This is a genomic window from Cypionkella sp., assembly GCF_028290025.1.
Classification (GTDB): domain Bacteria; phylum Pseudomonadota; class Alphaproteobacteria; order Rhodobacterales; family Rhodobacteraceae; genus Cypionkella.
Genome location: NZ_JAQGKQ010000095.1, coordinates 37,263 through 55,165, shown reverse-complemented (window position 1 = coordinate 55,165; position 17,903 = coordinate 37,263). Strand labels below are relative to the sequence as shown.

General features: G+C 48.8%; 21 protein-coding genes. 8 read left to right on the top strand and 13 right to left on the bottom strand.

Annotated elements, in window-relative coordinates:
* Positions 1-549: 549 nt before the first annotated feature.
* Positions 550-840, top strand: a complete 291-nt coding sequence (locus JWS10_RS17310; protein WP_299509060.1) for a hypothetical protein — start codon at positions 550-552, stop codon at positions 838-840.
* Positions 841-1,108: 268 nt separating this feature from the next.
* Here JWS10_RS17310 and JWS10_RS17305 read toward each other — a convergent pair whose 3' ends face one another.
* From JWS10_RS17305 to JWS10_RS17285, 5 genes are all read right to left on the bottom strand, one after another.
* Entirely contained in the window at positions 1,109-1,357 is a 249-nt protein-coding gene (locus JWS10_RS17305; RefSeq protein ID WP_299509059.1) for a hypothetical protein, read from the bottom strand.
* A gap of 1,030 nt (positions 1,358-2,387) precedes the next feature.
* Positions 2,388-2,834 carry a hypothetical protein gene (locus tag JWS10_RS17300; protein WP_299509058.1) on the bottom strand — a complete coding sequence of 149 codons (447 nt, stop codon included), beginning with the start codon at positions 2,832-2,834 and terminating at the stop codon, positions 2,388-2,390.
* Positions 2,835-2,863: 29 nt separating this feature from the next.
* Positions 2,864-3,328, bottom strand: coding sequence for a hypothetical protein (locus tag JWS10_RS17295; RefSeq protein ID WP_299509057.1), 465 nt, complete (start codon positions 3,326-3,328; stop codon positions 2,864-2,866).
* Positions 3,329-3,824: 496 nt separating this feature from the next.
* Positions 3,825-4,115, bottom strand: a complete 291-nt coding sequence (locus JWS10_RS17290; protein ID WP_299509056.1) for a hypothetical protein — start codon at positions 4,113-4,115, stop codon at positions 3,825-3,827.
* Positions 4,116-4,821: 706 nt separating this feature from the next.
* Positions 4,822-5,607 carry a DUF2971 domain-containing protein gene (locus JWS10_RS17285; RefSeq protein WP_299509055.1) on the bottom strand — a complete coding sequence of 262 codons (786 nt, stop codon included), beginning with the start codon at positions 5,605-5,607 and terminating at the stop codon, positions 4,822-4,824.
* 414 nt (positions 5,608-6,021) lie between these two features.
* Between JWS10_RS17285 and JWS10_RS17280 the strand changes: the two genes are divergently transcribed.
* From JWS10_RS17280 to JWS10_RS17265, 4 genes are all read left to right on the top strand, one after another.
* Positions 6,022-7,422 carry an AAA family ATPase gene (locus JWS10_RS17280; RefSeq protein WP_299509054.1) on the top strand — a complete coding sequence of 467 codons (1,401 nt, stop codon included), beginning with the start codon at positions 6,022-6,024 and terminating at the stop codon, positions 7,420-7,422.
* A complete protein-coding gene (locus JWS10_RS17275; RefSeq protein ID WP_299509053.1) occupies positions 7,341-8,120 on the top strand; it encodes a DUF4435 domain-containing protein in 780 nt (259 codons plus the stop codon). The genes JWS10_RS17280 and JWS10_RS17275 overlap by 82 nt, the downstream gene beginning before the upstream one ends.
* A gap of 280 nt (positions 8,121-8,400) precedes the next feature.
* Positions 8,401-8,706, top strand: coding sequence for a hypothetical protein (locus JWS10_RS17270; protein ID WP_299509052.1), 306 nt, complete (start codon positions 8,401-8,403; stop codon positions 8,704-8,706).
* A gap of 37 nt (positions 8,707-8,743) precedes the next feature.
* Entirely contained in the window at positions 8,744-8,953 is a 210-nt protein-coding gene (locus JWS10_RS17265) for a hypothetical protein (RefSeq protein ID WP_299509051.1), read from the top strand.
* A 389-nt stretch (positions 8,954-9,342) separates the two neighbouring features.
* Here JWS10_RS17265 and JWS10_RS17260 read toward each other — a convergent pair whose 3' ends face one another.
* Complete coding sequence (locus JWS10_RS17260) at positions 9,343-9,888, bottom strand: recombinase family protein (protein WP_299509050.1); 546 nt, start codon at positions 9,886-9,888, stop codon at positions 9,343-9,345.
* A 398-nt stretch (positions 9,889-10,286) separates the two neighbouring features.
* Here JWS10_RS17260 and JWS10_RS17255 point away from each other — a divergent pair, with 398 nt between their 5' ends.
* Both JWS10_RS17255 and JWS10_RS17250 read left to right on the top strand, forming a co-directional pair.
* Entirely contained in the window at positions 10,287-10,520 is a 234-nt protein-coding gene (locus JWS10_RS17255; RefSeq protein WP_299509049.1) for a hypothetical protein, read from the top strand.
* 21 nt (positions 10,521-10,541) lie between these two features.
* Complete coding sequence (locus tag JWS10_RS17250; RefSeq protein WP_299509048.1) at positions 10,542-10,739, top strand: hypothetical protein; 198 nt, start codon at positions 10,542-10,544, stop codon at positions 10,737-10,739.
* A 55-nt stretch (positions 10,740-10,794) separates the two neighbouring features.
* On the opposite strand, the gene JWS10_RS17245 is transcribed toward JWS10_RS17250, so the two are convergent.
* Positions 10,795-11,067, bottom strand: coding sequence for a hypothetical protein (locus JWS10_RS17245; protein WP_299509047.1), 273 nt, complete (start codon positions 11,065-11,067; stop codon positions 10,795-10,797).
* Between the two features lie 84 nt (positions 11,068-11,151).
* Here JWS10_RS17245 and JWS10_RS17240 point away from each other — a divergent pair, with 84 nt between their 5' ends.
* Positions 11,152-12,264, top strand: a complete 1,113-nt coding sequence (locus JWS10_RS17240) for an ABC transporter ATP-binding protein (RefSeq protein ID WP_299509046.1) — start codon at positions 11,152-11,154, stop codon at positions 12,262-12,264.
* A gap of 66 nt (positions 12,265-12,330) precedes the next feature.
* On the opposite strand, the gene JWS10_RS17235 is transcribed toward JWS10_RS17240, so the two are convergent.
* The 6 genes from JWS10_RS17235 to JWS10_RS17210 all read right to left on the bottom strand — a co-directional run bounded on the left by JWS10_RS17235 (position 12,331) and on the right by JWS10_RS17210 (position 17,853).
* Positions 12,331-12,945: a TetR/AcrR family transcriptional regulator gene (locus JWS10_RS17235; RefSeq protein WP_299480395.1), complete on the bottom strand. Its 615-nt coding sequence runs from the start codon at positions 12,943-12,945 to the stop codon at positions 12,331-12,333.
* Positions 12,942-13,814 (bottom strand): polyphosphate kinase 2, encoded by an 873-nt coding sequence (gene ppk2, locus JWS10_RS17230; protein WP_299509045.1) that lies wholly within the window; start codon positions 13,812-13,814, stop codon positions 12,942-12,944. The genes JWS10_RS17235 and ppk2 overlap by 4 nt, the downstream gene beginning before the upstream one ends.
* A gap of 26 nt (positions 13,815-13,840) precedes the next feature.
* On the bottom strand, positions 13,841-14,818 hold the full coding sequence (locus tag JWS10_RS17225; protein WP_299509044.1) for an alpha/beta hydrolase: 978 nt from the start codon (positions 14,816-14,818) through the stop codon (positions 13,841-13,843).
* Positions 14,793-15,710 carry a homoserine O-succinyltransferase gene (gene metA, locus JWS10_RS17220; RefSeq protein WP_299509043.1) on the bottom strand — a complete coding sequence of 306 codons (918 nt, stop codon included), beginning with the start codon at positions 15,708-15,710 and terminating at the stop codon, positions 14,793-14,795. The genes JWS10_RS17225 and metA overlap by 26 nt, the downstream gene beginning before the upstream one ends.
* A gap of 25 nt (positions 15,711-15,735) precedes the next feature.
* Positions 15,736-16,620, bottom strand: a complete 885-nt coding sequence (locus JWS10_RS17215) for an ATPase (RefSeq protein WP_299509042.1) — start codon at positions 16,618-16,620, stop codon at positions 15,736-15,738.
* 123 nt (positions 16,621-16,743) lie between these two features.
* On the bottom strand, positions 16,744-17,853 hold the full coding sequence (locus JWS10_RS17210) for an outer membrane protein transport protein (protein ID WP_299509041.1): 1,110 nt from the start codon (positions 17,851-17,853) through the stop codon (positions 16,744-16,746).
* Positions 17,854-17,903 lie beyond the last annotated feature (50 nt).

Sequence of the window (17,903 nt, the reverse complement as noted above, 5' to 3'; positions counted from 1 at the left end):
CCAACTATCGAATTTGCAAAGTTGATATGCCCTATTTCCCTTTAGAAACATGGGGTTGTGACGTTTACCCCCAACTATTGCGCTTTTGATATCGGAACGGAATTGGACGATTTCACCCCGACTCACTTATAAAAGTGATATGACCTATTTCTCTTTAGAAACATGGGCTTACGGCATTTACCCCTCTATCTATAAGGGGAGTGAATATCAAGTCTAAAATTGTTGGATATTGGATGGATGGTTGTTTTGTCTTGATGAAATTCAAAGAGTAGACCCATTTGGATGAAGTTGAAAGTATCAGTCTAAACGGCGCTATCGCACCTAATTGTACAGGAAAAAGGATTTCTGTTTGGATGATATTGGAAAGTATCAAGTTAAACGGCTTATCAGCCTAAATTTGTCACTATGATGTATTTCTTATTTGGATTTTATTAGATCGAACAGTTAGTTTAAACGGCGCTATCGCACCTAAAATATCACTGGGATGGTATCCTATTTTGAGTCCATTGAATCAGTCCTTAGATTTCAAATTGAGTCTGAAGAAATGAAATGAAGTCTGAAACCTTACCAAAGAAATCCCATGCAGTTATCATCCATCATCAACAGGTTTTGAAAATCTTCCCGGTTTCATTATTCAACAGATGTATCTTCGGTTTTGAAACGGAAAGTACAAACCCCTTACCGATCATTCCATATTCCGGTTTTGATCTAAATCAACATTATGGAAAGCAATCCCATGCCGTTATTCGACGATTGCTGAAGGCAGATTCAATATTCCGTTCCGCACCCATTTCCGAAAAACGTACCACTTCCAATTTGCTTCATTTGGGCTGTAATTAACCCAACAATATCAATGTGTTAATGGTCAACTTTCGAGGCAAATATGCAAAAGGTAGGGGTATGCCTACCCGAATATTCGTTAAACAGCGATCTATTTGCCCTTAAATGGAAAACACCATTGATTTCATTGAATAATTCGAGATTGCACCATGCATTTACCAGTCAATTTTGACCCAATTTATAGGGCTGGAATCGAGTGTTTTGGAAGGTGTTTTGGAAGGTGTTATGGAGCGTGTTTGCAGTCGTGTTTAGAAGTGTTGGGCACCATTCACCTTGGCATTCGATAGGCATATGCCAATCGGCGAAAATCCGACACCAACCAACTAAATTTCTGCTCAACAATGGCGGTGAGATAAGCTAAAGCTTCGTATCGGGCATCATCTTTGAGTTTCAAAGCGATTGATAAAATGTGTTCAATTGAGTCTAATTGTCCAAGCTTTTCAGCATCATCTCGGTTAGCCACTCGCGCAAGCCAAAGTGATGTGACAGCCGCATTTTCTGCATTTTTCTTGTTCATGCTTTCTCACGCGGCGACTCGCTAGCACAAATAGCATGGCAAAAGCGCTAAGTTAGTGGTCGCAAGCATTTTGCAAAGCATGAGCAACAAATCGCCCAAAGCTCCGCTTCGGTATCGGCGTGTTTTTGCCAGTCCTCTGACAGAACTTACGCGACGTGGTAGCCTAATCTTCGGGATATCCATTCAGCCAACAAAGCCATAAAATAATCGGCAATAGCAGGGGAAAGGAGAGATAGCCCATTAGATACCATCCGCCGACACGGTTTGGGGCAAACGTCACCAAGAGCATCTGGATAAGCCAAACCATCACGAGGGGGAACAATACTTTCCAGCTTCGTTCTGCGCCACGCGTTATTTGAACTACAGCGGCCTTGCACATCATAGTAAGTCCTGTGCCGCTTTACGATTCACGCTATGCAGTAGGGCGGCTGCTCCATTTTGCTCGTTTCGCTTAATGTAAGTTGCCAGCGCACTCAAGGTGCCAAGGAAAACTATTTTCGATGACGGTTGCGAGTTCGAGCATCGCTATGCTTCGTGCTTTATCGTTCGTCATGTATGCATTCAAATATGCCACTTCGATTTGATCAAACCATCCTAAGCGTTCTGGTTACCATAGATGATCCGGCCCAACCGAATCGCTGCTTTTATCAGATGTTCGGCGTACAGAATTTCTTGGTTGCACTCGCTTTGTTGATCATCGTCAAAGGCATCACTACGCTTTATCGTTCGGATATCATTGGAAATTCCGATCATTGTTCGACGCCATCGCCTCAATCCTTGCTTGGTTGGTGTGCAGCTAACTCTCAAATGTCGAGTCCGTTGCACATGTTACAAACTGCGCAAGTTTTTGCCGATGGTCTGCTAACCTTTAGGCGCGTTATTGCTGGACGTACTGATCATTCGTATTTTTGATCTTATGTGAGTAGGGGAGTGTTCGGCATGCCGATGTTTGCAAAGGTCGCGGCGGTGTTGTTGCTCGCTTGCTACGTGTTTGCCTTGTGGATCATTTTTACCCGCACGTTTTGACCAACTAAACCTTCAAGGTTGTTCGACCTATCAGTATGCGAGCGATGGCGTCCTTGAACATGTTGGGCATCCTGCGCTGATGTGCTGCATCAACTCTGCCAACGCTTCCCGGGCCTGTGCTCGTATCAAATCCTGCATTATAAGCAAGAAATAGCCTAAAACGCCGCTTCGGTGTCGGCGGGTCTTTGCCGCAGTTTATTCCGGTTGTAACGATTTTGTTTCCAATAAAGTTCAAAAAAAGAGAAACCATTTTGACATAATTGGGGATAGTGCCGATGACAAAAAGGGCCAAAGTTTCCTTTGTTTTGCTGTTGACGGCGTACGTTGTCACAATCTTTGCGTTTGCCAAAGTTAACATCCAAACGCGCGAAGAACTGCAAGGTGTAATCACTGTTGCCGAGTAGCCGTCACTGGTCAAAGAAGCAAGCGGGCAGTAGAGATCGGCTTTCACCAATCCCCCACTTAAACCAATCCCAGACGTTATGCAGCCAATGGTAAATCGGATGTTGTCGGTGGATACTGTAACTCATCAATATCAACGCCATCACTGCTTAAGTCTATCAACCACTCCGGAATTTCGCCGACATGACTATACGGGGGAAAATCGCCGTTTGGATGATACAGCGTAACGTTTTCAGCGCCAAAAGATACTATCCCGTCAATTTCATGTGCAATCAATACCGAGCATTCCACAATGATTTGCGCACAGTTGGATGCTTCATCAACAATTTCAGCGACAATGCGACCAATATTCACCCATTTCAAAGAAGCACACACAACGATTGCGAATGAGGCTTCAAATAGAAGTTCCGACATTTTCTCGGGGCTGTATCCAATACGCTGAAGTTTCTTCGTGCCGCGCTGGAAAAAATCTGCGTCTGACAATAAGGCTTTATGTTGTATAATCTGGTTAGCGTTCTTAACCGTCTTGGTTGTGTATTTCATGATCAATTTTCCTTTGCGATCAATATTCATTGTGAATACCCATGCCTTGCGCCGAATCGTAATCTATTGTCAACAGGCTTGCGAAAGTAATTGTTTGAGAGAAGTCAATCGATTAAATGAAATGAAAGGGCAAATGATCGAAATATCGTTGTTTCTTTGGTTTACAAAGTTCAATTTATTTTTCGTTGGCTGAAATTTATTTCGTGTTTTCAGTCGTGTTGGGCTAATCATCTGGACTACCATTCAACCAACAGAACCATAAAATCACTGGTAGTATCAGCGGAAAATTCAGATACCCGACAAGGTTCCATCCACCCAGATTTCTTGCAGCGAACGTAACCAAAACCATTTCCAATGACCAAATTACAAGTAGCGAAAACAACAGCTTCCAGCTTCGTTCGGCCCCAAGCAGTATCCGGGCAAGGGTGGACTTCAGCATGATGCGTCCTTCCCATTGCAGTAACCAACTCCGCACTAATGAATCGGTTGCGCCTCATCACTTTTCCGGCGGAAACTCCGTGGTGATGATTTTCGCAAGATGAATCAAAATCCTGTCTCGCGTTTCGTCGTCCATGGTCAAAGCGTTCAAGTATGCATCTTCGATATCAGCGAACCACGCTAAACGTTCGGGCGAACTCGCATAACCTCGCCGCGACACTCGAACGGACACTTTTATCATTTGTTCGGCGTGAAAAGCTTCGACACTCCAATTTGACCTATCAGAGTCGCTTCTTTTGGCTAACGTATTGTTATCAGGTGGTTTATTCGGATTATTTCCCGCTGCCATCGGCTGACTCCTTCTAGACCCATATCGTTCAACTCCTGATTGCTGACTTTGTTGCCATAAGACGTAGTTGCGCCAAAACCCGCCGATTAGTCCGCTTCGATGTAAGCAGCTTCTTGCCAAAACCGCTGCACATCCGATAAGTTGATTTTTGCGCTTCAAACGAGGGGTGACTGACATGCCGATTTACGCAAAGGTTGCTTTGGTTTTGTTGGTTGCCTGCTATGTTTTGGCATTGTGGATTCTGTTCACACATAGGTTGTGATCGAACGCCATCACGCCTTTTCATCTTTCCAAAGCCACTTCACGACTAGCTCCACTGGACGCCTGACCGTTAATTCTTGGGTGTTGTGACTGTTCGCAACGGCCCAAGACATATGGATGTACTCCATCGTTTTGCATCGGCTGCAAGCGAACGGGGGAACGTGTATTTGGTGCCTCGGGCCTAGGACTTTGATCAAATCAACGGCCCAAAAATGGACGGTCTTTTTGCAGCCGTTGCACTTCATTATGATCAGCATGTTATCGTTTGCCGCGTCGGTCATGACTCGGTTGCGTATTGGGCTACCTGATGGACGCATGGAAGGCATGAGGAAACTCTCGAATGTTCCCGTTGTTTCTTATGTTGCGGGTGTGTCTGCAAGGTGTCTGGCAAACAATCTGGACTCGAACCTGCAACCTCTGATCCAGAGAGTGGCATACAAAACCACTAAAGAAACTCATTCGAGTAAAATGCGTTGTCTTCGACGTCAAACGTGGCAAGATCAAAGGTTCCGAGCTTTGAGCATATCATCTTCACGATAAAACTCTCTCTTGTCTTTTGATAGTCCAATGCTCTTTTTATTAATCCTTGCGATGCTCTTGATCCAAGTATAATGCCAGAAATAACACTTTGATCGCCTATTTTGAATATGGCCTGCTGAAGTGCTTCTCCCTTACAGGCGAAGCGAATTTCCTTTTCGTATGACCACTCTAGAGACTTGGTAGCCATTATTGGTCTGAGTGCGCTAGGCGGATCAGAGAACCAGTTTACACATGGCAGTTCAAGGCTGTAATTGACTGCACCGCTGGCTATAGAGTCCTTATCAGATTTTAGAAAATCGACAATTTTCGTATCGTAACAAACCACGAACCCAGTGTGTGCATTACAATAGTGCGCCCACATCAAATGGCTATCCCATCGCTGACTTAAGCAAGAAACGTAAACGTTTCCCATCAGTTGGACGCGCGGCCAAAACTGAGTATTAAACTCCTTAGCATCTCCTTCGAAACTACGCCAAGCATTTTCCTTTTCGTATTCCGTTTTTTCTGGCGCATGCTGTCTGTGCCATTCATCAAACGTTTCACGGTCTTTTGGTGCAACGGATCGGAACTTAAATTCAAAAGGGTCATTGCAATGGAAGGCGGAGTTGAATTTGATCGACCCCTGAACTACTGCCTTTTCAAACACGTTTAAGATGGCATCGTGATCGCCGCCTACGAATTTATATAACATGAAAAACTTTCTTTGACTGAAGGCAAGAAAGGCAAGCGAAAGGTCTGTCGACGGTACTGCATTGTCGCATACTGCATGTTCATCGCAGGATCAAAGGACACCTACCACTGCTGGGGGACAAGACAATCTCTTCGAAGATGTCATGCCGTAAGCGGTGCGCCATTACCCACGATCTGTAAAGCCTTCTGTTTTCCAAGACAATCTCGGTGTAGAATTCTGCCATTGGCCCATGATGGCCGAATTAACAAGTCAAGGTGTTGATGTGAGGATTGACCGACTGCAACTAATCGCTAAGATGCACATGACTGCAAACGAAAATATGCTCAAATTTTAGTTATATTACCTTTCACTAAATCTGATTGGTATCTGTGAGCATTTCTGGATGATAACAATATATGTTCCAGGAGGAACGTTTTGAAAATTGAAACACTGATCATTACAAACTTTAAAGGCATTACGCACATTGAACTAAACAACCTTGCAGACACCGTGGTAATAGCGGGACCCAATGGATGTGGAAAGTCGTCTATATTTGATGCATTAAAGCTTTGGAAATCTGTGTATGGCGGCTATTTCGCCAACGAAATACAAAGTTGGTATGGTGAGCACGGTCTTTCGATTGGCAATAATTCTCTTAACGCAATCCTGCAAGACAAAAGCCAACCGATGACGATCTATGCCGAATTAACATTGTCCGAAAGCGAGAGAACATGGTTGCACGCAAACGCTGCATCAGTACTGCGGACTGCGGCCTACCGGCGTCGGGTCCCTGAATATGCGTTGGAATGGAAGAATTTTGAAGACGCTAGCATGGCCGACAATCTGCGAGGTCATCGAGATTCGGTAAGAAACGAAGTCGAAAATGAACTTCCAGTATTCTTGAAAGATTTAAACGAAAGAATAATTCCGGGTCACCTCACTTACAGTGCTGACGGCACGACGGAACTCTTGCCTTCTATTGTACTGTCGCGGATCTTCGCAATTTATGATCCAGCACACATAGGCAAGTTTGATTATCACGGTCCCCAAAGATCTTTTGGAAGAGAAAACGTTGGCGGAATCAGCTTGCAGCTTGAGCAATATGAAAATCAACGGCAAACACATGCACTTTATAATTCAGCGAACAAGTACGGGAACGTAAAAAGTGAACTTGCTTCCGCCTATGTCAGGGATTTAATTTCCAAAGAATTTTCGACTTTGCACGATGTCGACTATAAGTCCATGAGTTTAGTAGATACGGTAAAAGAAATGTTCGACAAATTTTTTCCCGGCAAAAAATTTCTTGGTGTTAGACCAGAAAGCGACGGACGATTAACATTTGACGTGATCACAGCTGCTGGAAAACATGATCTAGGCGATCTTAGCTCAGGTGAAAAGGAACTGATTTACGGATATCTTCGACTAAAGAATGAATCTCCCAAGAACTCAATCATAATGTTTGACGAACCGGAACTTCATCTCAACCCTAGACTTACCGAAGGGCTTCCGGATTTTTACCACAAGCATATCGGGCAAGCACTTAATCACCAGTTGTGGCTTATTACACATTCCGACTCGATCCTGCGCCAATCTGTTGGGCACGAGAATTTCAGCGTATATCATATGCAAGGGGCTGGCCTTTACGATGGGGAGGAGCAAGCGGTGCCACTGCACGGTGCTAGCGAGCTGAATCGCGCGATATTCGATCTAGTAGGCGACCTTGCAGCTTATTCCCCGAACTCAAAAAGCATATCTTGGAAGGGGGCGGGGACTCAAAGTTCGATGAGCATTTCATTCACACGATTTTCCCAGAATTTTCGAAAAGGCTTAACCTGATTTCTTCCGGCAATAGATCGAAAGTTCGCTTAGTCCTTGATCTACTCGAAAAAGCCCGATCGAACGGTTCTGTTACTTCGAAATTCTATTCTATAACAGATCGCGATGATGAAGGACCCATTTCACCGTTGCCGGGTAAATCTTTTGTCTGGGATCGTTACCACATCGAAAATTACTTATTAGAGGAGCATTTCATTAGAAAAGTTATGATTGAGTTGCGTGTTCCTGGAGCATATAAATTAACCGATGCTGACGTGTTAGAAAGGCTACAGAAAAGTGCTGAAATCACGATGTCAAAACTTATCCAACATGAAATCGAAAATTTTGTAAGTAAGTTGATGGTGAAGGCGATTAATGTTGGAACCCGACGCGATATTCAATTCAGTCCGTCGGAAGTTTTTGATGCGGTCATCGAAAGCCAGAATACAATATCAGACCTCATAGCCAGTAAGTTAACTAGCGATGCAATTCACTCGTTGACGGATAATGCGCGCACCAATCGGCGGTTAACACTGCAAAACGGAAAATGGAAATCCGATTTTCGGGGCAGGGACGTTCTACGGCAATTTGTAAACGATGAAATGTGCCAAAAGACTGACTACGAAGGTTTGAGAAACCTAATATTAGCGAGAATGAGGGACGCTCATTTCGAGCCTGAAGGCATGAGAAAAATTTTAGCCGAAATTGACGCACTGTAAACGACAGTGACAAGGTTCAAAAAATAAGCACCGGGATAAATCATAACCACTCAAGCGCGGTTCTTTCAATACAATACGGATCTGGTGGTATCCCCAATCGTAACGCTGTTTAAGAAAGATTTTTTGGGTGCAAATGCATCGGAGTAAATTTATTTTACATTTTTAACCAAGGATGAAGATGCGAAATTTTCTTCCTTAAAATCCGAAGTCACGAATTAAATTTCGTGCTCAACTCGATTCGATTGATTTTACTGGATAAAACAGGCAAGATATGGCGTGGATGAATAAACCGATTTGCTTAAATGCCAATATTCGTATATTGTTGGTTTTCTTCAAAAATGTATCACGAAAGTTGGCATTTCCGCCTTTTGGTTGCATAATCATTTATCGTAAAGGAAATATTAATTCGATGAATCCTCAGGCACTAGCAATTATCCGCAAAGAAATACCCTCAACTGACATCAGCGATGAATTAATAATAAAGCTATTGTACATCACGCCCGGGATATTGTCTGTGGAAGATCAGCGATCGCGTGCCAGAATAGTTTCAGCACTTAAATACGATCCAGAAACAAAATGGAAATGATTATACAAAGAAATATGGAATTGTTGGGGAATGTCGCTTGGACATACGAGAAAAAATAAAAAACCGCTTAGAACTGCTCGAAGCGGAGCTTAAGGCTGGCAAACATCTTGATAACGGCAATGGAAAATTCGAAGTCGAAAATCTGGTCGCCAACATAGCCAAATTTTTCAGCGTGCTTTCGGATACTGATCGAGATTTTATTAATGCTGCAAGGCATGCAATTGATGTTCAAGTACCTTGGTCGTAAGTTTGAAGAGCAAACCCAGCATGTCGTGTTGCCGTGTGCGGCTTCTACCCGATCAAAAACGCGAAGATCGATATGATCGCGGTTGATCTTGCGGCTTGTTAAAAGGCAAGATACTAAAAACGTTTAAGATCAGTAATATATACGGAATGAAGGATCATTTGATGTCGAGACATGCAGTGGACAAAAATGTGGAAATGACCGGCAGTGCGAAAGTCTGCCCTGAATGTGGCCATGTTTTCAAAGGGAACGGTTGGGACGGCATTGATGCCCACTGGAAGTCAAAGCACATAAATATCATGGCTTATGAGGAAGCTTTGCCTCTATTGAAAGCAGGTACTTGTGACCGCCGATCCAGCCCATAGGCACATATCGGCAACAATAATCATATGTCAAGCCGTTTCACCTAACGCACGATACACAGATGCTCGGGAAATCTTCATTTCTCGGGCAATTTTCGTTGGCTGCATCCCACTTTGCCGAAGTTCTACAACTTTCGACTTCTCGATAGTCGGTGGTCTACCTTTGTAAACGCCTTTGGATTTCGCAATGGCTATGCCTTCCTGCTGGCGTTTTCTGATGATTGCTCTTTCAAATTCTGCAAAAGCACCCATCAACTGTAACTGTAAGGTCGATAGGGGGTCAGTAGCAGCGTTTGAGAACGTCAGTTTTTCCATCTGGAAGGAAACCGTGACCCCTTTAGTTGTGAGAGTAGTCACAATGGCCTGTAGGTCCCTTAGGTCGCGCGCCAGACGATCAATGGACAAAACTACAACTTCGTCCCCCTCACGGCTAAAGCTGATCATTTCTTGAAGTGCTGGTCGGTTCGTCGCCTGAGAACCAGATATTTTTTCTTCAAAAACTTTATCACAGTCACCGGAGTCTTGACGATCAAATGTTTGAGAAGCGGATGAAACGCGCCGATAGAAAATCTTCATTGAAACTCCATTCTGTTCCATTAAGGTTTAGACCTATCGCAAAATATGTTTCAAAACAATGATTCCTATTCAAATGAAACAGATTCAGATCAACTATAATTGTTTCATTTAGCTACACCCAATTGATTCGGTAGTAGAAGTGGTTGGGCCGCTGAAAGTGAAACCGAAAACTCAGTCACAATTTACGCTGGTAGCGTTGACGGGATTTTTTTTCCGCTGGCGTTTTTGAACGGCTTGCGAAGTGCTGTCGCCACTATGCCGCCAAACTTTCGCATTTGTGCGTTTTTTGGTTTGCTGTGCTACTGAGAACGTGGAGAAACAGTAGTTTTGTCACACTGTTGCTGAATATGGCAGATTCTGTTATGATAAGTGACAGACTCACATGCGGAGTAAATTAGATGGCGGATGAAGCAATTGCGATTTTGAACGATTGGTTGCGGAATCGCGTTATCCTTCAACCATTCTCGGACGATGAAACCATTGATGGAGAAATTGACAAGTTCCTTGTTGACGTTTGGCATAGTCATTCCATGAAAAGAGAAACATTTGAACAACATGGAATAGATTTAAATTCGGAATTTGAAGCCTATTACCGTCAAATATTGAATGGCGGAATGCATGATGGGCCTTAACATTATGGGCGGGAATATCACATGACAAATCCATTGCCTGAATCCGCGATGGCAGGCGAATACGTGCTATTAAAATCGATTCGAGACGCAGCCAAGAGACGCTTGCAGGACGCGAACAAAGTGGAAAATGCAATCGAGTGGGCAGACGCCAAACGGTGTTTTGACGTTGCCCAAACTGCTTACGGAACACTTGTTGCTCGTCTGATGGGCCGTGACTAAGCCGCTGGTTTGGGCCGTTCGGTATGGTCGTTTAACCGTGTTTGCATTGTATCGTTCAAGCATTTTGATTGTGTCGCTTACGCCATACATGGTGGGCGGTCGGGCCGATGTTGGGCAAGCGGATTTCACCATCATTGGATAAGTCAATAGGCGAAATCAGCCTTGCCATGCCAAGCACCCTAGCTAAACTCAAATTCTCAGAAAGTTCATGGATCACAAAAAAATTGAAGATTCTTACCAGCCCAGAAAACTCAATTGCATTAATGAGTTGCAAGATGATTCTATCGAACTTACGAGTAGCCGCGTTTTTCGAAAAGCCGAAGGGCATCTACTGTAACATTGCGGAAAATTTTCAAAAAAAGATTACAATAACAAATGCTTACAGCTTGTATAAGAATTCTGGAGGCTTCCTGTGACGTCCGAAAAAACCGCGACAACCGGTCAAACCATAATCGAGTTCAAAGACGTTCATAAATATTATGGCGATTATCATGCCCTGCGCGGCATCACCGCGACGATCAAAGCGGGTGAGTTTTTCAGTCTGCTGGGGCCGTCGGGTTGCGGGAAAACCACGCTTTTGCGCACTATTGCAGGGTTTGAGGGGATTTCGTCCGGCGTGGTGATGATTGACGGCAAGGATATGGCGCATGTGCCAGCCAACGTGCGGCCGACCAACATGGTGTTCCAAAGCTACGCGATTTTTCCGCATTTGACGGTGGAGCAGAACGTCGGCTTTGGTTTGCGCAAAGATCCGCGCTCGAAAGACGAGAAAGCCAAGGCGGTGGCGGAGGCTTTGGAGATGGTCGGCCTGAAAGGCTACGGCGCGCGGGCGGCCCATGCTTTGTCGGGTGGACAACGGCAGCGGGTGGCCTTGGCGCGGGCGCTGATCCTGAAGCCGAAGGTTTTGCTGCTGGATGAACCTTTGTCGGCGCTGGATAAAAAGATGCGCGAACAGATGCAGATGGAGCTGATCAAGCTGCAACGCCAAGTCGGCATCACGTTTATTCTGGTGACGCATGATCAGGAAGAAGCTTTGGTGATGTCGGATCGGATTGCTGTGATGTTTGAGGGCGAGATCGCGCAACTGGCCGATCCTGAAACGTTGTACAGGCGTCCGAACAGTCGGAAAGTAGCTGAATTTATTGGAACGATGAACTTTTTGCCAGCCGATATTCTGTCAGAATTGGGCGGCAAGGTAGAGGTTGAGGCGAAGGGTTTCGGCAGGCTGACCTTGGATGCCGAGCAGGTATCCTCGGCTCCGGGCAGCTCTAGCGCCTCAATCGGCTTTAGGCCCGAGACGCTGACCATCCTGTTTGACGGCCAGACAGCCACAGATCGTGAAAGCTGTGCCGAGGTGGTTGAGGTCGTCTACTACGGCGATATGACCTATTACGACATCCGGCTTGAGGGCACGACGGAACCGATGCGGCTGTCGATGCGCAACGTATTCGGGCGACCGGTGCTGGACATCGGCACGCAGACACGGGTGGCATGGTCACCCGGCGCGTTGGTTTTGTTCCGCTAAAGGCGAAGCATCGCCGGTGGCTCGAAAGCCTCCGGCTGGAGTATTTCCGCAAGATCAAATGCGCAGTCAGGCGTCCGGCCGCAGCAATCCCAGCCCGCGCAGATAAATGCCGATGCCTGCCTCCAGCAAATCCTCGGGCGGAAACTGGCTTTTTGCACCCGGCGCGCCGCGCATATATAATTCCACTACGCCGTGACTCATCGCCCAGATATGCGCGGAAAACATCGTGGAGGGCGGGCGTTTGTTAGCGGGCAGATGTTGCGACAGTTTCTCGGCGGCTTGCTCCAGCACCGCGCGGGCTTTTTGCGACACAATCGCCAGATCGGGATGCGCTTGCAGACTAAGGCCAGACTCGAACATCGCCTTGTAATGGCCGGGATATTTGCGCGCGAAGGCGAGATAGGCGCGGCCCGTCGCCTCAAACGCTGCCAAAGCTGTGGGCTGGCCGTTGTTATAGGCAAACTCCATCAGGGCGGCGAAAATGTCATAGCCTTGGCGCGCGACCTCGGCGATCAGATCATCGCGGCCAGCGAAATGCCGGTAAACTGCGGCGGGGGTGACTTCGGCGGTTTTGGCGGCTTCGGACAGGGTGAAACCGGTTGGGCCTTGCTCGGCAATCAGTTCCAGTGCTGCTTCAACCAAGGCTTGCCGCAGATTGCCGTGATGGTAGCCACGTTTCACACCTTCGACCTCAGCTTCGGACCGCCACAGATTTTGTCATCGATTTTGCCGACGACATTCTCATCTTTGCCCTTGTAATCAATGGCTTGCAGGATGTTCTGAATAGCGCAGATCCGGGTGCGCATCTTGTCATCTGACAGAATAACCGTCCAAGGCGCGTGTTTGAGATGACTTTGCGCGAAGGTTTCATCGATCGCTGCGGTGTATTCATCCCACTTCGCAAGGCCGTCAATGTCGATCTGGCTAAGCTTCCATTGCTTCAGCGGGTCTTGTTCTCGATCAAGGAAACGTTTGAGTTGCTCGGCTTGGCCGACCTCTAGCCAAAGTTTGACCAGAATGATACCCTCATCAACCAACATGCGTTCAAATTCAGGCAGTTGCCGGAAGAACTTCGCGCGTTGTTCGGCGGTGCAAAAGCCGAAAACATGCTCGACAATGCCGCGGTTATACCACGAGCGGTCGAAAAAAGCGATCTCACCCGCGGCTGGCAACCAATCGACGTAGCGCTGGAAATACCATTGAGCAGCCTCACGTTCGGTTGGCTTTGGCAGCGCAACGATGCCCGCGACGCGCGGGTTCAGGTTCAGATGCGCGGCGGAGATAGCGCCACCCTTGCCCGCAGCATCGCGACCTTCAAACACCACAACCATGCGTTTGCCAGTGGCTTTGATGTCGGCGGCCATGCGCACAAGCTGCACTTGCAGCGCATCCATCTGCGCTTTGTAGTCTGATTTCTTCATTTCTTCGCGGTAAGGGTAATCTTTCCACAAGATTTCATCCTTACTGGCTTTTTCGATGGTTTTGCGCACGTCTTTCGGTGCGGTTTCTTTGAAATAGCGGCTGATCGCGCCGTCAAAGGGCAGGTCCATGGTATGCTCCGTCTGAGTTTACCCCACTATGGCGATTGCGGGGCTGCGCGCAATCCAGAGCGTTCGGCGGCGCGTGCAATGACGGCCAGCACTTCGGCGCGATGGCTGTGATGCAGCATATGTCCGGTGCCTGCAACCACCGTCAGATTGGCGTCGGGCAACAGCGCCGACAATGGTTCGGAGTGGATATGCAGCGGCACAATAGCGTCTTCGGTGCCGTGGATAAGCTCAATCGGCAGCGTAAGTTGCGGGTAAAGCGGCTGTTGAGCGACGATTTCAGCGCGTAAAGAGTTCACTTGGGCAAAATTGGCGCGCAAGGCGGCACGGCGCAAAATCAGCGGTGCTGCGATTGCGTCGGCGTAACCCGGCGGCACCGGATCGGGAGAGAAGAGCGCGGCTATGCTGGAAGTCACAAAAGACTCAGGCACATAGGCCGTGGCGACCGGCGGCACCAAAGCGGCACCAAAGACCGAAGCGCTCACCTGATAGACCAGATCCAGCGAGCCCGGCCAAGGCAGCGACGGTGCCGCGATAAGCACCAGCGCACGCGGTTTGATCGGGGCGAACAATGCCCAAGCGAGCGCGACAGACCCGCCGTAACTTTGGCCGACAATGATCGGGTTTTGCACGTTCAGTTGCGCAGCGGCTGCCGATAAATGCAGGGCTTGGCCGCGCAAAGACTGGTCAGCAATTTCGTCCGACCAGCCCAGACCGGGCCGATCAAAAGCAATAACGCGGTAGGATTTTGTGAGATCGGCGGCGAGCGCCAGCGACATATCCCGGGCATTGCCCGATGCGCCGTGGATCAGGATCAGATCGGGGCCTTGGCCTGCGACATAGACATGCACACGGGCGGTATTGACGGTCAGAAACTGGCCCTCAGCCGGGTATTTCAGCGCAATCGCATCTTCGCGGGCTTGGGCGCGCCACAGAGTTACGGCAGAAATACCACCCAGAATAGTGGCCGTTATCAACAGCTTAGCGGCCAATTTCTTCCATATCATAAGGCGTGCCCTGATAAATTTCGTTGATCCAGTTGCCGTAAAGCAAATGCGCGTGGCTGCGCCAGCGGTTCAGCGGAGGTAGCGCCGGATTGTCGTTCGGGTAGTAGTTATCCGGCACGTTGATAGGGGTGCCATTGGCGACGTCACGGTCGTATTCCTGCTTCAGCGTGTCGCTGTCATACTCAAAATGGTTGAAGATATAGAGGGCCCGATGGCCTGGGTCTTCGACCAGACAGGGGCCAACCAGATCACTGCCGAGCAGGGTGCGCAGGCCGGATGCCGCGTCAATCTCGGGTTGTTTCATCTCGGTCCAGCGCGACACGGGTATGACAAATTCGTCGGAAAACCCACGCAAAAACGGTGAGGTGGGGGCGAGATTCAAGTGTCGGAAGCAGCCGAACGCCTTATGGTCCAGCATATGCTTTGCGACGCCGTGGAAGTGGTTAATCATCGCCATGCCACCCCAGCAGACGCCGAAGGTTGAATGCACGTTGGTCTGCGTCCAGTCCATCACTTCGCAGAGTTCGTCCCAATAGGTGACATCCTCGAACGCCAGATGCTCAATCGGCGCACCGGTGATGATCAGCCCGTCGAACTTCTCGGATTTGACCTCTTGGAACGGGCGATAAAACGTCTCCATGTGTGCTGCGGCGGTATTTTTCGCTTGATGCTCCGACATGCGGATCAGTTGCAGATCAATTTGCAACGGGGTCGCCCCAATCAGGCGGGCGAATTGGTTTTCGGTCTGGATTTTCTTTGGCATCAGGTTGAGCAAACCGATGCGCAGCGGCCGGATTTCTTGCGCCTGCGCCCGTTCCGGCGACATCACCATGACGCCTTCGTTCCGCAGAACGTCGAAGGCAGGCAGGGTGGCGGGCAGGGTGATCGGCATGGTTTTATCCTGATACAATAGTTACTTAAGGAGCGATCTTCGTGTGATCAAGTGCGGCTGCGATCATGTCATCAAAGTCGGCTGGGGTTTTCACTTGGGTGACATCTTCGGCGGTCACCGTGATGCCCCAGCGCGCCATTGCGGCATAGCGCGGCTGACGGTGATCGAGCAGGCGGGCGTAGCCAAAGCGCAGGAATGCGTCGGGGTCCACTTCGCTTGCGGATTGACCCTCTTGCGCGAGGTATTCCGCCCAAAGTGCGGTTAAAAACCCAGGGCGATAATACATCGGCTTCGGGCTGCGGTCAAAGCGGCGAGCGAGTTCGGCTTTATGGGCATCGGAACCCTTGATCCAGACCAAAAGCTGACTGTCAGCCAATGCTTTCATCACCGGATCATCGGGATTTTCGGCGTCCACCACTTCGCAGATCGAACCTGAAGTATCGCAGATAAAGTTATGATATCCATAGATATTCTCAGCACGCTCCACAAAGCGCGGCACGTCTAGCATTGCCGAGATTTCAGCCTGCGCGTGTTGGGCCTGACGGCGTTGATATTCTTCAAACGCGATGCCGCCGCGTCCCGGATCGCCGGGCTTGCCGAGGTAGGTAGACAGCGGCGCTAGGTTGTTGAACGTGATGTTAGACGCGATATAAACAGAATCCGTCATCAGCAACTCGCGGAGCAGCGGCACCTTCATCGCCTCACGCTTGAAATTGTCGGCGATGAACTCGTTCATATAGCGGGTGCCGATGCGGTAATCGACCGAGTAATGAAACCAGCCGCCAGCACCCGCCTGGCCCGCATCGCGCAGCATGTTGGCGAGGTAGGTTTTACCAAGCCCCGACATGCCAAACATCAGCACGCGCTTTTGGGCGGCGGAGCGAAATTCTTGTCCTGAAGCGTAGATCATCGTGCCCTCCGCTGGCATGGCTGGCGCTTTGTTACAGGGCAGGGCGCGGCGGTGCAACAGGTCGGGCGGGCGCAAATCAGCACGGCCCCGCGATGGATGCGAGGCCGTGAGGTTATCGCAAGATCAGAACGCGTAGGAAATCCGCATACCGACGCCGACGGCTGAATTGTCGCTGAAATCCGAGGCGGCGTTGACATCGTCCAGCGTGGTTTTCGCGTCGCCAATGCGGATATACGAAACGCCGCCAGAGATTTTCAGCTTGTTCGCAGTAGTATAGGCGGCACCAAGGGTGATGCTGGTGCGACCGTCATGCGGCCCGAGGTTTGACGCAAAGCCGCCTGACTGATCCTCAAACGCAATCGCCACCGAGCCGGACCAGTTTTCGTTAAACTGGCGACCCACGCCCAGAGTATAGGTCACGGTATCGGAGTTATAAAACACCAGCGGGTCTGCGGGCGGGTAGTTTGTCGGGTCGATCACAAACTCTGACCAATCCACCCAACGCACCGAGCCGAACACCAAAGTATCCTTCGCGACACCCGATTGAAATTCGAGGTTGACACTTTGCGGCGAGTCCACCGTGGTTTTGCCATCGACGTCGAAACCACCGGTCAGCAGACTGGATTCTACGGTGTTGAAATCATGCGATATTTTAGAGTTATAAGTCAGCGCCACCCGCAGCGCGATCTCTGGTTTCTCGTATGCCACACCCACCAGATAGCCCAGCCCGCTCGACTGATCCGAGTCCACGACATAACCCGCGACGAACGGCACCGAGGCTTTGGCATCCATCAACTCATAGCGCAGACCGCCGAAAATGCTGATGTTGTTGTCGGTTCGATACTTCAGCACCGTGGTCAGCGCCGATGCATTCAGCTCTGCCGTCGAGCCTTGTGCGAAGTAATTGGTGCCAGACGGATAATCAACCTTCGCGCCGAACGGCTGATCGAAAATCACCCCAAGATCCCAATGGTCGTTCAGCTTGGTTTTGACCGCCATGCCGATTTGATTGTAACCGCGCGCCATATCACCCGAGGAAAACCCGCCAAATGGCCCCAGATTTGCCGAAGAGGTGCCCGATACATCCGGCGACACCCGACCAAAACTGAACTCGACATAATTGCCGCTCTCAAAGATTGAAGCGACGCTTTGCCCCGAACGGTCAACGCCCCCCGCTTGCGCCAGCGTCGTTGTCATGGCCAAAGCGCCAACTGCGGTGATGATGTGCTTCATGGTGTCCTCCCCGAAAGCGATGCTGCACTTTGGCACTTCCCCGTCTTCCC

Excerpts from the sequence above, each read along its gene's own strand:
- JWS10_RS17310 (WP_299509060.1), top strand. The coding sequence starts at position 550 with ATGAAGTCTGAAACCTTACCAAAGAAATCCCATGCAGTTATCATCCAT.
- JWS10_RS17305 (WP_299509059.1), bottom strand. The coding sequence starts at position 1,357 with ATGAACAAGAAAAATGCAGAAAATGCGGCTGTCACATCACTTTGGCTT.
- JWS10_RS17295 (WP_299509057.1), bottom strand. The coding sequence starts at position 3,328 with ATGAAATACACAACCAAGACGGTTAAGAACGCTAACCAGATTATACAA.
- JWS10_RS17290 (WP_299509056.1), bottom strand. The coding sequence starts at position 4,115 with ATGGCAGCGGGAAATAATCCGAATAAACCACCTGATAACAATACGTTA.
- JWS10_RS17285 (WP_299509055.1), bottom strand. The coding sequence starts at position 5,607 with ATGTTATATAAATTCGTAGGCGGCGATCACGATGCCATCTTAAACGTG.
- JWS10_RS17270 (WP_299509052.1), top strand. The coding sequence starts at position 8,401 with ATGAATAAACCGATTTGCTTAAATGCCAATATTCGTATATTGTTGGTT.
- JWS10_RS17260 (WP_299509050.1), bottom strand. The coding sequence starts at position 9,888 with ATGAAGATTTTCTATCGGCGCGTTTCATCCGCTTCTCAAACATTTGAT.
- JWS10_RS17255 (WP_299509049.1), top strand. The coding sequence starts at position 10,287 with ATGGCGGATGAAGCAATTGCGATTTTGAACGATTGGTTGCGGAATCGC.
- JWS10_RS17250 (WP_299509048.1), top strand. The coding sequence starts at position 10,542 with ATGACAAATCCATTGCCTGAATCCGCGATGGCAGGCGAATACGTGCTA.
- JWS10_RS17245 (WP_299509047.1), bottom strand. The coding sequence starts at position 11,067 with ATGCCCTTCGGCTTTTCGAAAAACGCGGCTACTCGTAAGTTCGATAGA.
- ppk2 (WP_299509045.1), bottom strand. The coding sequence starts at position 13,814 with ATGGACCTGCCCTTTGACGGCGCGATCAGCCGCTATTTCAAAGAAACC.
- JWS10_RS17225 (WP_299509044.1), bottom strand. The coding sequence starts at position 14,818 with ATGATATGGAAGAAATTGGCCGCTAAGCTGTTGATAACGGCCACTATT.
- metA (WP_299509043.1), bottom strand. The coding sequence starts at position 15,710 with ATGCCGATCACCCTGCCCGCCACCCTGCCTGCCTTCGACGTTCTGCGG.
- JWS10_RS17215 (WP_299509042.1), bottom strand. The coding sequence starts at position 16,620 with ATGATCTACGCTTCAGGACAAGAATTTCGCTCCGCCGCCCAAAAGCGC.
- JWS10_RS17210 (WP_299509041.1), bottom strand. The coding sequence starts at position 17,853 with ATGAAGCACATCATCACCGCAGTTGGCGCTTTGGCCATGACAACGACG.